This is a genomic window from Microbulbifer maximicatervae (SeqCode) (genome assembly GCF_056232625.1).
Window position 1 is genome coordinate 768,241 of the sequence record NZ_CP174324.1, and the last position, 15,087, is coordinate 783,327.

Sequence of the window (15,087 nt, forward strand, 5' to 3'; positions counted from 1 at the left end):
TTGAGAATCAACTCAGCGGGGATCAATTAGATCATCAGCGGGATTCTCCGGCATTCTCAGGGACATCAAAAATGCCAAGATCTTATTCTGATCATTTTCACTTAAATACTTGAAATTCTGTGCTGCGTTACTGGCCTCGCTTCCGGGGTTGTCGTGGAGAAATATGGCTTCTGCCAACGTAGTGGCTCTGCCGTCGTGTAAATAGGGCGCGGTATCGGCCACTCCCCAAAGGCGTGCGGTAATAAACTCACGGTTTTGCTGGTCCGTTTGGAAGAAGGCGTTCTCAGCCAGCCCCTCGCCCATATCGTGGCGCTTGAGATCAGAGAACATTGCGACCTCTATTCCGCCATTGCGGGTTTGGCGAAAATTTGTCGGTTGCTTGGTGAGGTCCACTTCGTAAAAAATGTCTTCAAAGGGAGTTTCTGGAGAGCCGGTAAGTTTATAAGGGAGGGTCCTTCTCTGGGTGACCATCGTTGGGCGATGGCAGTCGGCGCAGCCAATATCGGAGAAAAGCCTCCGGCCGTCACGGTGTTCTCTGTCATCGACATCGAATGGTGGTTCCAGGGTGGTAATAAAGATACTCAGTGCGGATAAGTCCCCAACGGTGATTTCGTTGACGACTCCGTCATTATCAGCATCTGCTGTTGCTCCGCCAAAGGCTTCCGAGGCCTGCATCCCCATATGAAATGCCAAGGCGGAGACATCGAACTCCCTGACTGAGGCGTTGTCACCTTTTCGACCAAATGGCCTGACAACCAAATCGTGCTCGACGCCTTCGACATTGGTTGTATCCAAATTGCCGTACTCGTCGGCAATGATGCTCCCAAAACTGACTGATTTTGTTTCCAGTTCAACGATGGTGCCGGGGTTGTTGAGGGCGTGTTGTTTAAGATTTTGTAATTCATGGGTCATCTCACGACCAACCAATTCAATCCCCCCAGCGCCAAATAAAAATACCGGATTAATCAGCCGCCCATCAAACTCTGCGATACCGTCAAAGTTTTCATCGATAACATCGATATTGGCGGGACGGAATAATACGCTGGTTCCGAATCCTCCACCTCCGCCAATGCCCAATCTGGGTGGCGTTGTTCTATTGCTGATAACGGTGTGGCACTCCAGGCAATTTTGCGCATCGAGGCCATTGACCCGTAAAAATGTGCCATTACCTTGCAGGGTGGGCCTGTTACCTCCGGTGGGGGAGTGGTTGTCCGGTTCAGAAAAATCGTGGGGGCCATCACCAAAGCCGTCGTAACGATTGAAAGGCGTGCTGAAAATAATCAGCCCCGCTTCACGTATTTCGTCGAGGTGAAGTTGTCCTTGGGAAATTTCATCCTGGCTAATCCTATCTGCTGGGTCTAAGCGCGGTGCTTCGCCGATAAGATCGGCGTAAATTAATGAAGGGAGCATCAGGCTGATGCTGGTGAGAGATATTGCCGTTAATCGCTTCATGTCAAAATCCTTGTTTATTTTTCTTTCCCTTTCAAAAAGTTATAAGGCCAAGTCCCTGGAAAAAATGGTTATTTAATTGAAAGGGGGTGAGGGGGTCTCACAATACGAATTGCTGTGGACGGAGTGAGAAAAAGCTAATCTCAATAACTTTTCAATGGCCCTAAAAAAAACAACGCCGGTTTTGTTGAAAAATAAAATGTCTATCCGGGTAGGGGCATGGATTTCTTCTGTGAATTCTTACCTGCAATCAAACGTCTCCTATTATTGTGCATTGATGACTCTCTCGACCCTGCGGGAATTAGCAGTGTTTGTTGCAACGGCTGCCGCTATGGAAGGTGAAAATGAGCGAATTGCGCAAAAAATTCTTTACCGCGCCTCTTTTGAAAATTATTAAACGGGTACTTCCGCCAATTTCTGAAACAGAAAGGGAGGCGATGGAAGCGGGTGAAGTTTGGTGGGATGCTGAGTTATTGTCAGGTAAACCACATTGGGATCAATTGTTGGGGATGGGGCCACCTGCGCTCAATGAAGAGGAGCAGGCTTTCCTGGAGGGGCCAGTCGAAGAGCTGTGCCGAATGATCAACGATTGGCAAATTAGCTATGTGGATCGCAATATTCCGGAGCATGTTTGGGATTTCCTTCGGAAAAATCGCTTTTTTGGCATTATTATTCCCAAGAAATATGGCGGCCTCGGCTTTTCCCCGACAGCTCATGCGGAGATAGTGACCAAAATTACCACCCGCAGTACCTGTGTGGGTGTCACAGTAATGGTGCCTAACTCATTGGGCCCGGGAGAGCTGCTACTGGCTCACGGTACGCAAGAGCAAAAAGATTACTATTTGCCACGCCTGGCAGATGGCACTGATATTCCCTGCTTTGCGCTGACCAGTCCGGAGGCCGGATCTGATGCGGCATCCATGATTGACCGTGGCGTAGTCTGTTACGGCGAGTATCAAGGCGAAAAGGTCCTTGGTATGCGTGTTAATTGGCACAAGCGCTATATCACCTTGGGCCCGATAGCCACAGTGTTAGGTTTGGCCTTCAAGCTCTATGACCCGGACCATATTCTCGGCGATGAAGAAGAGCTGGGTATTACGGTTGCCCTGGTTCCCACAGATACACCGGGAGTTTCCATTGGTCAGAGGCATCTCCCAGCGCTGCAAGCATTTCAGAATGGGCCCAACTGGGGAAAAGATGTTTTTATGCCGATGGATTGGATTATTGGCGGCGAGGAGAATGTCGGCAAAGGTTGGGAGATGCTGATGAGTGCCCTTGCCGCAGGCCGAGGAATTTCTCTGCCATCCCTGTCTACCGGTGGGGCAAAAATGGCCGCGCGCATGACCGGCGCTTACGCCCGGGTTCGAGAGCAATTTAATGTGCCTGTTGGCCGCTTTGAAGGCGTGCAACGCCGCTTGGCTGAAATTGCTTCTATCGCCTTTGTATTGGACAGCGCCCATAAAACGACTACCCGTGCCCTGGATGAGGGGCGAAAGCCAGCGGTGATCACCGCAATTATGAAAGCCAATGCTACTTGTGGTCTACGCCAGGCCATTATTGATGCAATGGATATTCATGCGGGCAAGGCCATTATGGATGGTCCATTAAATTACCTGGGTAATGTTTATCGAGCGATACCGGTAGCAATTACGGTAGAGGGGGCCAATCTTCTCACTCGCAGTTTGATGATCTTTGGTCAGGGCGCAATTCGCTGTCACCCCTATATCTTGCAGGAGATGTTGGCGGCAGAAAATCCGGATCATGAAGCGGGTTTGGATGAATTGGATAAGTTGCTGCCCAAGCATATGTGGTTTCAATTCAAAACCCTGTGTCGGGGTATTTTTCACGGCTGGACGGTGGGCTTGTTTGCCAGCAGCCCTCGCAACGTAGGGCACGCTGCCAAGTACTACCGGCAACTGAATCGGTATTCGGCGGTGCTATCTCTGGTCACCGAATTTTCCTTGATGACTCTGGGAGGAGAACTCAAGCGAAAAGAATTAATTTCTTCCCGATTGGGCGATGTCTTGAGTCAGTTGTACCTGCTCAGCTGCACCCTGAAGCGCTTTTATGATGATGGCAACCCTAAGGATGACCTCCCTCTGCTGGAATTTGCCATGCGAGATGGATTGCATAAGATCGAAGTCAATTTGTTGGAAGTGTTTCAAAATTTCCCCCGGCCATTTATTGGCCAAGTAATGCACTTCCTCACCATGCCTTGGGGGCACAGTGTCCACACCGCATCGGATCGGCAAGCCAAGGCCTGTGCGGAATTACTGTTGACGCCGTCGGCGACTCGCGACCGGCTGACCAGTGGAGTTTTTCTCGGAACTCCCGGGGATGGAGTGGATATTGTTGAGCAGGCGTTTGATCGGGTATGCGCTTCCGAGCGGGCTCGTGAAAAATTAAAAAAAGGCGGTATTCGCAACCTGAGCAGGGATAGCGTGGAAGAAGGGTTAAAGAAAAATCTAATCAGCGATGAAGAGGCTGAGATACTCTACGATGCAGCGGATGCTGTAGAGAAGGCAATTCAGGTGGATCACTTCGAGCACTTGGGTGGGTGTGCGGGCACAGTCCAATAAGGTTTGAGGAAAGCTACCTCCGATGGAATCTGCGCACAAGAATTCTCCAGAGAGCTTTACCAGTGCCGAGGAATGTGTCGATAAGCTTTTAGAAGTCGTCGGCAAGAAAATAGTTCTGGCATTACCGCTGGGGCTTGGTAAGGCAAACCATTTCGCTAATACGCTATACGCTCGAGCGGCAGAAGATCATACGATTTCTCTGACGATATTTACGGCCCTGACGCTGGAGCGCCCCCGTGGGGATAGTGATATTTCCCGGCGCTTTATCCAGCCACTTCTGGATACCCATTACAGTCAATACCAAGACCTTGCTTATGTTCCCGCGAGGAGGAAAGGGCACCTGCCAGGTAATATCCAGGTTATTGAATTCTTTATGGAGCCCGGTTCGCTGCTCGGCAACAACTATGCGCAGCAACACTACGTGAGTGCAAATTATACCCAGGTACCCGGTGAGCTGATCAGTCGGGGGGTTAACGTTATTGCGCAAATGGTGGCGCCTTCAGAGTGTGGAGGTAAGTTCAGTTTAAGTTGCAACCCAGACCTGACACTGCCTGTTCTAAAGCTGGCTGCTCAGCGCAAGGACTACCCCCTGTATTTATTGGGTGAAGTAAATACACAGCTGCCCTATATCCATGGAAGCAGTGAGCTACCGGCCAGTGCTTTTGACTTTTTGCTGAAAGGCGAAACTTTTGATACGCCGCTGTTTGCGGCTCCGGCCCTGCCAGTAACCTTTACCGAATACAGCATCGCCTACCATATCGCCAGTCTGGTTGAAGATGGAGGAACCCTTCAAGTAGGTATCGGCGCCCTGGGAGATGCGGTTTGCCATGTACTGCGCTTGAGGCATAAGGAAAACGCCCTCTTTTGCCGGATTCTGGATGACTTGGTGGAAGAGGATGCTAAGCGCTACCGAGAGGAACTGCCTCTATGTACTGGCACCTTTAAGCGGGGCCTTTATGGGGCCAGTGAAATGGTGCCCCACGGTTTTCTCCATTTGCGCAGAGCGGGGGTTCTGACCCGTAGAGTCTACGCTGATGCGACAATTCAACATCTGCTCGATAGCGATCAGATTACTGATACTGTGCAGGAAGAAACGCTGCTTGCATTAAAGAATGCTGGCCGTATCAGTTGCCCTTTAACCGTGGCAGATACAGATTTTTTACAGCAGCTTGGCATTGTGGACCCCAGCTACAGTTGGCGGGGCCATAAGTTGCTGACTCCTGATGGTGAAGAAGAGGAGTGTGATCTTCACAGCGAACATGGGCGCCGCCGTCTAATTGGTAGTTGCCTGAATAAAAAGATCGCTGGGGGGATCTGGTTACATGGCGGCTTCTATCTGGGGCCGGAACTTATGTATCGAGAGTTGCGGGATCTGGACCCTAAGGAGGGTGCAGGTCTCGATATGATTGACATCAGTTTTACCAATGACCTCCAATCCCAAAGAGACCTAAAGCTGGCGCAGCGACAGCATGCGCGCTTTGTAAATTCGGCCATGATGGTGACACTTGGAGGGGCGGTTGTCTCGGATGCCTTGGTGGATAACCACGTGGTGAGTGGGGTGGGAGGGCAATATAACTTTGTCGCCCAGGCTTGGGACTTGCCAGGGGCCCGATCCATTATTGCGCTCCCCAGTGTGCGAATGCGCGATGGTGTCTGCGAGAGTAATATTGTGTGGGAATATCCTCACACGACGATTCCCCGGCATTTGCGCGATGTGGTTGTGACGGAATATGGCGCAGTCGATTTGCGTGGTAAAACAGACCGGGATGTAATGGTGGCCATGCTCAGTATCTGTGATACCCGCTTTCAAGCTGTATTGCTAGAGCAGGCCAAGCACGCGGGGAAGATAGAAAAAAGCTTTTCGATTCCCGAGAGTTTCAATAAAAACACACCTGAACACCTCGCCAGTGTATTCAATGACGAAAAATGCCTGGCGGAACTGCCTCACTATCCACTGGGTACTGATTTCTCTGATGAGGAAGCCCTGCTAGCGGTAGCCCTACAGCACTTGCGCTCCGCCGATAAAAGTTGGTGGAAAGTGTTGGCCAATATTTTTAAAGGTCGTCGGGTCTGGCACGATAAATCCTCAAGTGCCGACTATATCCAGCGCTGCTTACAGCGAATGGGGTACGATCATACAGAGACCTATGAGCACAGGCTGGAAGCCTATACCGTTGCGGCCGCGTTACAAGAGTATATCGACCAGCGAAGGCCCCTGCGCCGTGAGTAAATAAAATTAGTGAAGTTTGCCCTGGGCCTGGATGGCGGTGAGGGCAATGGTATACACAATATCATCCACGAGTGCGCCCCGTGATAGGTCGTTAACCGGCTTGCGCAATCCCTGCAACATTGGCCCAATACTCACTAAGTCAGCGCTGCGTTGAACGGCTTTGTAGGTAGTGTTGCCGGTATTCAGGTCGGGAAAGATAAAAACTGTGGCCCTGCCGGCCACGGGACTGTGCGGGGCTTTTTGGGCAGCGACATTGCGGATTAAGGCGGCATCGTATTGAAGGGGGCCATCAATAATTAGCTGCGGTCTCTTCTGTTTGGCCAGCTGGGTGGCCTCGCGGACTTTATCGACATCGCTGCCGCTGCCGGATGTGCCGGTGGAGTAACTGATCATTGCGACTCGGGGTTCTATACCAAATGCCGCTGCGGAATCTGCTGATTGAATGGCTATAGCGGCGAGTTGCTGTGCATCGGGATCGGGATTGATCGCGCAATCTCCGTAGACCAGTACCTGTTCAGGGAGCAGCATAAAAAATATCGAGGAAACCAGCTCTTCATCCGGGGCGGTTTTGATCAGTTGCAGGGCGGGCCGAATGGTATTGGCTGTTGTGTGAATAGCGCCGGACACCAGTCCATCCACTTCACCCAATGCCAACATCATGGTTCCGAGAACCACATTATCCTGTAGCTGCTCAAGTGCCACTACTTGAGTAAGTCCCTTGTTTTTACGCAGGGCAACCATGGGCTCCACATAGTGTGCCCTCACCGCCTTGGGATCGACAATTTCCAACTTTTTATTGAGCTTTAACCCCTGCTGCTCAGCAATTTTGAAAATATCTTTTTCTTCGCCCAGTAAAACCGGGTGTGCAATCTCTCTCTCCAGGCAGAGCTGGGCGGCGCGAATGGTGCGGGGTTCGGTTCCTTCGGGTAGGACAATCCGCATAGTGCGGCGCCGGGCCAGTTCCGTGAGGTGGTAGCGGAATGCCGGGGGTGAAAGGCGTTTGGGGATTTCACTTTGTTGGCTCAGTGATTCCACCCACTCCTCATCCAGGCGACTGGCGAAAAATTCTTGTACCCGATCCACGCGATTTCTGTCATCTGATGGGGTGCGCAAATTAAAAGTCTGCAGTGACATCACCGTGTGCCAGGTATTGGATGGCACCAGTAAAATGGGTAGGCCTGTTTCCATGGCCGGGGTGCACAGTTTCAAAATGGCTTTGTCCAAATGGTAGCCGCCGGTTAATAGCAGGCATCCAATTTTGACTCCATTCATCACGGCCAAACATGCGCCCACAACCACATCGGGCCTATCGGCAGAAGTTACCAGCATGGCCCCGGGCTTAAATCTTCTCAACATATTGGGCAGTGAGCGAGAACAGAAAGTAACGGTATGCAGCCTGCGTGTTTCCAGCTCCCCTTTATTGAGTACCTTTGCATTAAAGTGCCGCGCCAGGTCGAGTGCACGGGGAGAGAGTAGTTCTGCATTCCAGGGAATAAAACCGACAATACGCAGTGGAATCTGCTTGGAAAGTATCTCTGGGGTCAGGCTAGGGGGGCTTTCTTTACTAGATTCCAGTTGTGAATGCAGCCCAATTAAATGAGCTCCGGGAGTATCCATAATTTCCGCAGGCAGACCCACTTTATTGATGATGCAGCCCACTACGCGCTTCGCATCCTCGCCGCCATAGAGACGTACGGCAAACTCCAGTCTCTCGCGAAGTTGCTTGATTGAATCGCTGGCACCGGGAGATGGGCAGGCGACGAGTACCACTTCCGCATCAAGGGTTTTGGCAATTTGATAATTCAGTTGGTTAGTCACGGGATTGTCGCGGCTGGGTAGCACGCCTTCGATCACATTAACTTCAGCCTTCGCCGAGATTCGTCTGAAGCGGGCGAGAATCTCTTCCAGTAAATCCGCCATTTTTCCGGTGGATACCATCGAGTCCGCATATTCGGCACTCAGTGAGCTGGGGATGGCCAGGTTGGATGTTTGCCGCAAGATCTCAGTGGTGCGCTCTATAGTGCCGTCTGGTGGCGGGGGCTCGGCGACGGGCTTAAAAAATTGAAGCTCAATACTTTTTCGGTCTAGCGCCCGAATTAAACCCAGGCTTACAGAGGTGATACCGGCTCCCGCTTCCAGAGGAACCAGCATCAGGGTTCTGGCATTGCTGTGTCGCAGCATGTTTAAGACTGCACCAAGTGCGATGTATCCCGGGCAATAATCCAGTCTTCCTTAGTGGGGATTACCAGGATGTTGGGAGTTTCCTGCGCAGAGATTAACCCCTCTACTTGCGACTTGGTTTTCTGATTGGCTTCGGGGTTGAGTTGGTAGCCTAAGGGCTTGAGCCATTCGATGGTCCGGCTTCGCACCCCGGAGGAGTTCTCCCCGATACCGCCGGTGAATACCAAAGCATCGACGCTACCCAAGGGGATGGTGTAAGCAGCAATATATTTGGCCAGGCGGTAACAGAATATTTCCAGGGCGAGTTTGGCTCCCTTATGATCTTTCTCGGCAGCTTGCTCCAGTGCACGGCAATCACTGCTCAGGGTGGATATGCCCAACATACCGCTTTCTCTATTTAGAAGCTGCTCAAGTGAGGCTTGGGTATATCCCAGCGCTTGCTGTAAGTAGAGGAGTATTCCCGGGTCCAGATCGCCGCAGCGACTCCCCATTACCAGTCCTTCAAGAGGTGTAAGCCCCATGCTTGTATCTACACTGCGCCCCTGTTTGATGGCGCAAATAGAGGCGCCGCCACCGAGGTGGGCAGCAATAATATTGAGTTCAGCAGTCTGCTTTCCCAGTAGTTCAGCGCACCGCTCGCAAATGTACTGATAGCTACTGCCATGCATGCCATAGCGGCGGATCTTGTGCTCTTCGTACAGTGGGTAGGGGAGCCCGTATAGATACGCGTACTTAGGCATTTGCTGATGAAAGGCGGTATCAAAGACGGCGACTTGGGGTAGTTGGGGGAAGGCATCGAGGGAGGCGTAGATCCCCTTGAGAGCAGCGGGGTTATGTAAGGGGGCCAAGTCACAGCACTCTTCGATACAGGCCATCACTTTCTGATTGATCAAAACGGAGCTGGAGAAATGCTCGCCGCCATGGACGACTCGGTGACCTATCGCTTTTAACCCATCCTGTAACTCTGACCAGGTTCGGTCAAACTGTGTTACCAGCTCATTAATTACCGCCGCGTGGTCGCTATCCAGCGCGAGCCTATGGGAGTCTTCTGTTCCTTGATAGTGCCACTTCAGTTTGGCTTTGGGGGTGCCAAGGGCTTCCGCGATACCGGCAAGGTGTTCTGCACCCGAATCTGGGTCCAGCACGGAAAACTTCACTGACGAGCTGCCGCAATTGAATATCAGAATTAAATTTTGATCGCTCATGATGCGCGAATTTCAACGAGGGTGCTTTAAGGCTAGCCGAGGAGTTGTCTTTGCGAGGGAAAGAACCGGAGTAGTTCAGTTTCGGAATAAAAAAGGGCCGCAGTAGCGGCCCAAGTAATAAAAATTGCAGAGATCAAAGCATAGGCAAACTTGCGGTGCTTTGAGATGAACCCAATAGGTTCAAAAAAAGAGGCGGCAAGTGCCGCCTCAAATTTACTGAAACCGTACCGGTCGATTAACCGAACTGGTTCATGGTGTTGTCTTTACCGCCAGCCTTCAGGGCAGCGTCACCAGCAAAGTATTCTTTGTGGTCGTCGCCAATGTCGGAGCCAGCCATGTTCTGGTGCTTAACGCAGGCGATGCTCTGGCGGATTTCTTTGCGCTGTACGCCTTTCACATAGCCCAGCATACCTTGCTCACCGAAGTACTCTTTGGCCAGGTTGTCGGTAGACAGGGCCGCAGTGTGGTAAGTCGGCAGAGTGATCAGGTGGTGGAAGATACCAGCTTCGCGAGCCGCGTCGGCCTGGAAGGTACGGATCTTCTCGTCGGCCGCTGCAGACAGCTCAGAGTCGTCGTACTCGGCGCTCATCAGGTTGGCGCGGTCGTATGCGGATACGTCTTTACCTTCTTCAGACCAGGCATCGAATACCTGCTGGCGGAAGTTCAGGGTCCAGTTGAAGGACGGGCTGTTGTTGTAAACCAGCTTCGCATCGGGAACGACTTTGCGGATTTCGTCCATCATGCCGCCGATCTGGCGAACGTGAGGCTTCTCGGTTTCGATCCAGATCAGGTCTGCACCGTTCTGCAAAGAGGTGATGCTGTCCAGGATGCAGCGCGCTTCGCCAGTGCCCTTGCGGAACTGGAACAGGTTGGAAGCCAGACGCTTAGGACGCAGCAGCTTGCCTTCGCGGTTGATGATTACGTCGCCGTTGGCCAGCTCGGAAGCATCGATTTCTTCGCAATCCAGGAAGGAGTTGTACTGGTCACCCAGGTCACCCGGCTTATTGGTTACAGCGATTTGCTTGGTCAGGCCAGCGCCCAGGGAGTCGGTACGGGCAACGATAACACCGTTGTCTACGCCCAGTTCCAGGAATGCGTAGCGAACTGCACGGATCTTGGCCAGGAAGTCTTCGTGAGGAACGGTTACTTTACCGTCCTGGTGACCACACTGCTTCTCGTCAGAAACCTGGTTTTCGATTTGGATACAGCAAGCACCCGCTTCGATCATTTTCTTGGCCAGCAGGTAAGTTGCTTCGGCGTTACCAAAACCTGCATCGATGTCGGCGATGATCGGTACAATGTGAGTCTTGTGGTTGTCGATCTTGTCCTGGGCAGCTTTCTCAGCTTCTTTATCGCCAGCTTCGCGAGCGGCGTCCACTTCGCGGAACAGGTCGTTCAGTTCGCGGGCATCAGCCTGGCGCAGGAAGGTGTAGAGCTCTTCGATCAGAGCAGCTACGGAAGTTTTTTCGTGCATGGACTGGTCGGGCAGAGGACCGAATTCGCTGCGCAGAGCGGCAACCATCCAGCCGGACAGGTACAGGTAGCGGCGGTCGGTATTGCCTTCGAAGTGCTTCTTAATAGAAATCATCTTCTGCTGACCGATGAAACCGTGCCAGCAACCCAGGGACTGGGTGTACTTGGACGTGTCCTTGTCGTAGTTTTCCATGTCGGCGCGCATGATATCAGCGGTGTACTTGGCAATATCCAGGCCGTGCTTGAATTTGTTCTGGGCACGCATACGGGCAACAGATTCGGGATCAATGGCGTCCCAGGAGCTGCCATGGCTTTCACGGAGCTTTGCTACCGCGTCGATGTCTTGAGTGTAAGTGGACATGACTGTAAATCCTTAAACGGTGACTGCGATTAGGTGTTGAGTATCTTAGGAGGAGTGGCATAATTTGCCTAATTTATTGATTTTATTTTCACTATCGATTTGGCGAATAGATGTATGCAACTGGAAAGAGCTGACCTGAACCTGCTGGTTTACCTCGATGTGCTACTGCGCGAACGCAATGTGACCCGTGCAGCCAATTACCTGGGGCTGTCCCAACCGGCCATGAGTAATGGCCTGAAGCGCCTGCGGGAACTGTTTGACGATCCGTTGCTGGTGCGCACCCGTGAGGGCATGATGCCCACGGAAAGGGCTTTGGAATTGCAGCCGATGGTGCGCGAAGCACTCTCCTCCATTGATCGGGTTATCCAGCCAAATCGGGATTTTGACCCCGCCAATACTCGCCGCACCTTCCGCATCATGGCCAGTGACTACGCCGAGTCTACCCTGATACCGCCGCTGTTAAAGCAGCTTCGGGATGACGCCCCGGGTATCAGCCTGGATATCATGACGCCCAGTGATGTGAGCTTTGTGGATGTAGAGCAAGGCAAAGTGGATATGGTGATCAACCGCTTTGACAGCATGCCGCAGAGCTTTCACCAGGCCACCGTATGGCGCGACAGCTTCTCCTGTGTGATGCGCGCTGATAACCCGATACTCCGGGATTACAATCTGCAGAGTTATCTGGAAGCCCAGCATATCTGGGTGAGCAAGACCGGTATGGGGGTGGGTGTCGGGGTTAACCCGGAAGATGTACAGCGCTTGGGCTGGGTAGATGAGGCCATAGGTCGTTTGGGAGAGAAGCGGGATATCTCCGTTTTCACCCGTCACTACCAGGTAGCTATGCTGCTGGCTGAACAGAGCGATCTGATCGTAACGGTGCCCACTCGCTTGGCCCAACTGGCCAGTGATAATCCCCGCGTGGTGAGGCGTGATCCGCCCCTGGATATTCCCAATTTAGAGTTAAAAATGGCTTGGAGCCCGCTGTTGCAACAGAGCGCCCCGCACCGCTGGCTGCGCCGTTTAATACTCGATATTGGCCGCGCTTTGTAACGATGTTGCAGGTGGACGCTGTGTCTGCGCGGTTCTGTCCGGGCAAACACACATCAACTGCTTTGTCATAAAAATTCGATCTATGAATAGTGGAAATTGTGTCTATAAATTAGCGGTATGTGGAAATGGCTGTTTAGAATGCCGCTATTCCAACAATCTGATGAGAGGCCCTGGGTATGACGGAACGAGTCCAAATCGGCGATCTGCAAATCGCACCAGAACTATACAACCTGGTTTGCGAGGAGGTGATTCCAGGAACTGGAGTTAGCGCCGAAGCTTTCTGGGCCAAATTGGAATCTATTGTCCACGATTTGGCCCCAGTAAATCGCGCATTGCTGGAAAAACGCGATGAACTGCAGGAGACCCTGGATCGCTGGCACACGGACAACCCCGAAGGTTTCCGCGATCTGGAAGGCTACCAGACCTTCCTGCGAGAGATCGGCTACCTCGCCGACGAGCCTGCTGAATTCAGCGCAACTACCGAAAATGTCGATGAAGAGATCGCCATCCTGGCGGGACCTCAGCTGGTTGTGCCGGTAATGAATGCACGCTACGCCCTCAATGCGGCAAATGCGCGCTGGGGCAGCCTTTACGACGCACTCTACGGTACAGATGTGATCAGTGAAGAGGGTGGCGCGGAAAAAGGTACGGAATACAACCCGGTTCGCGGCACTAAAGTGATCGAATATGCACGCAACTTCCTCGATCAGTCGGCCCCGCTTACCTGTGGCAGTCACGCTGAGGCGGTGCAATACCGCATCAATGGCTCGCTGCTGGAAGTGGTACAGGCCAATGGCGACATCGCCACCTTAAAAGATGCCAAGCAGTTTGTTGGTTATTTGGGTGACAGCGAAGAGCCTTCCAGCATCCTGCTGAAGCAGCACGGTTTGCACTTTGAGATCCAGGTGGATCGCGAGAGCCCCATCGGCAAAACCGATGATGCCGGTGTTAAAGATGTGCTAATGGAATCTGCGCTGACCACCATTATGGATTGCGAGGATTCGGTAGCGGCTGTCGATGCTGAAGATAAGGTAGTGGTTTACCGCAACTGGCTAGGTCTGATGAAGGGCGACCTGAAGGAAACCATTAGCAAAGGCGGCAAGTCCTTTGAGCGCAGGCTCAATGCAGATCGTGAGTACACCTCCCCGAACGGCAACCAGGTTACCTTACCAGGGCGCAGCCTGATGTTCGTGCGCAACGTCGGCCACCTGATGACCAACGATGCAGTGCTGTTCGGCGATGGCCAGGAAATCCCCGAAGGGATTCTCGACGGCATGATCACCAGTTTGATCGCTTTGCATGACCTTCGTGGTGAGAGCCCGATCAAGAATTCCCGTGAAGGCAGCATCTATATCGTAAAACCAAAGATGCACGGCCCGGAGGAAGTGGCTTTCGCCAATACTCTGTTTAACCGAATCGAAGATGCGCTCGATCTGCCCCGTTACACAGTAAAAATGGGCATTATGGACGAAGAGCGTCGCACCACTGTGAACCTCAAAGCTTGTATTGCCGAAGCGAAAGAGCGTGTAGTCTTTATTAATACTGGCTTCCTCGATCGCACCGGTGACGAGATCCATACTTCCATGCTTGCGGGCCCCATGATTCGCAAGGGTGATATGAAACAATCCACTTGGATTAGCGCCTACGAAGAGTGGAATGTGGATGTTGGCCTGAACAGTGGCCTGAAGGGCAGGGCGCAAATTGGTAAAGGTATGTGGCCAATTCCAGACCAGATGTCAGCCATGATGCACGCTAAGTTGGCCCACCCAATGGCCGGTGCCAATACGGCGTGGGTACCGTCGCCCACGGCTGCTACCTTGCATGCCTTGCACTACCACAAAGTGGATGTGAATCGCCGCCAGGAAGAGATTCAACATCGCCATCACGCTAAGTTGGAAGATATTCTGACAGTTCCGGTAGCGGCTGAAACCAACTGGAGTGCTAAAGATATCCAGCTTGAGTTGGACAACAATGCTCAAGGTATTCTCGGCTATGTAGTGCGCTGGGTAGAGCAGGGCGTGGGTTGCTCCAAGGTGCCGGATATCAATGATGTAGGCCTGATGGAAGACCGTGCAACCCTGAGAATTTCCTCTCAGCATATCGCCAACTGGCTCAAGCAGGGTATCGTTAGCGAAAAGCAAGTGCGTGAAACCATGGAGCGTATGGCTGCTGTGGTAGATCGCCAGAATGCCGGCGACTCCAATTATAACGATATGGCACCGAACTTTGATAAGAGCGTTGCCTTCCAGGCTGCTTGTGAGCTGGTATTCGAAGGTTGTGCCCAGCCGAATGGTTATACCGAGCCGGTTCTGCACCGTCGTAGACGCGAGTTTAAAGCTCTAAATGCATAATTGCTGAGCTAGTTGAGTTCGAGAAGGCCCCATTTGGGGCCTTTTTTATTTTGGGGGTCATTGGATTATTAATTAATTGGCACGAGCTTGATTGTTCCGCGTTAACCCACTTTGCTGCGGGTAATCCTGTAGCTTCTCTATTGGCGATTAAGTTAAATTATGGAACTCTAACTTGCAGAGTTTTTCATCTTTGTTATTCGTTATTGGG

9 protein-coding genes are annotated in these 15,087 nt (G+C 52.1%); 5 read left to right on the plus strand and 4 right to left on the minus strand.

Annotated elements, in window-relative coordinates:
• Positions 1-12 precede the first annotated feature (12 nt).
• Positions 13-1,452: a di-heme oxidoredictase family protein gene (locus tag ACJJI6_RS03400; RefSeq protein WP_444917463.1), complete on the minus strand. Its 1,440-nt coding sequence runs from the start codon at positions 1,450-1,452 to the stop codon at positions 13-15.
• Between the two features lie 154 nt (positions 1,453-1,606).
• On the opposite strand from ACJJI6_RS03400, the gene ACJJI6_RS03405 reads away from it, so the two are divergent.
• From ACJJI6_RS03405 to ACJJI6_RS03415, 3 genes are read left to right on the plus strand one after another with little or no spacing between them, the layout of a single operon-like run.
• Positions 1,607-1,846: a hypothetical protein gene (locus tag ACJJI6_RS03405; RefSeq protein WP_444917462.1), complete on the plus strand. Its 240-nt coding sequence runs from the start codon at positions 1,607-1,609 to the stop codon at positions 1,844-1,846.
• On the plus strand, positions 1,794-4,028 hold the full coding sequence (locus ACJJI6_RS03410; protein ID WP_413662260.1) for an acyl-CoA dehydrogenase: 2,235 nt from the start codon (positions 1,794-1,796) through the stop codon (positions 4,026-4,028). Before ACJJI6_RS03405 ends, ACJJI6_RS03410 begins: the two co-directional genes overlap by 53 nt.
• Positions 4,029-4,050: 22 nt before the next feature.
• Positions 4,051-6,258 carry an acetyl-CoA hydrolase/transferase C-terminal domain-containing protein gene (locus ACJJI6_RS03415; RefSeq protein ID WP_475712495.1) on the plus strand — a complete coding sequence of 736 codons (2,208 nt, stop codon included), beginning with the start codon at positions 4,051-4,053 and terminating at the stop codon, positions 6,256-6,258.
• Positions 6,259-6,264: 6 nt separating this feature from the next.
• Here the strand turns inward: ACJJI6_RS03415 and pta are convergent, their stop codons facing one another.
• The 3 genes from pta to ACJJI6_RS03430 form a co-directional block, all read right to left on the minus strand.
• Positions 6,265-8,439, minus strand: coding sequence for a phosphate acetyltransferase (gene pta / locus ACJJI6_RS03420; protein WP_444896993.1), 2,175 nt, complete (start codon positions 8,437-8,439; stop codon positions 6,265-6,267).
• 2 nt (positions 8,440-8,441) lie between these two features.
• Positions 8,442-9,644, minus strand: a complete 1,203-nt coding sequence (locus ACJJI6_RS03425) for an acetate/propionate family kinase (RefSeq protein ID WP_475712496.1) — start codon at positions 9,642-9,644, stop codon at positions 8,442-8,444.
• 235 nt (positions 9,645-9,879) lie between these two features.
• Positions 9,880-11,478 (minus strand): isocitrate lyase, encoded by a 1,599-nt coding sequence (locus tag ACJJI6_RS03430; RefSeq protein WP_282932507.1) that lies wholly within the window; start codon positions 11,476-11,478, stop codon positions 9,880-9,882.
• 114 nt (positions 11,479-11,592) lie between these two features.
• Here ACJJI6_RS03430 and ACJJI6_RS03435 point away from each other — a divergent pair, with 114 nt between their 5' ends.
• Entirely contained in the window at positions 11,593-12,528 is a 936-nt protein-coding gene (locus ACJJI6_RS03435) for a LysR family transcriptional regulator (RefSeq protein ID WP_108733532.1), read from the plus strand.
• 176 nt (positions 12,529-12,704) lie between these two features.
• Positions 12,705-14,879: a malate synthase G gene (locus ACJJI6_RS03440; protein ID WP_475712497.1), complete on the plus strand. Its 2,175-nt coding sequence runs from the start codon at positions 12,705-12,707 to the stop codon at positions 14,877-14,879.
• The last annotated feature ends 208 nt before the right edge of the window (positions 14,880-15,087 follow it).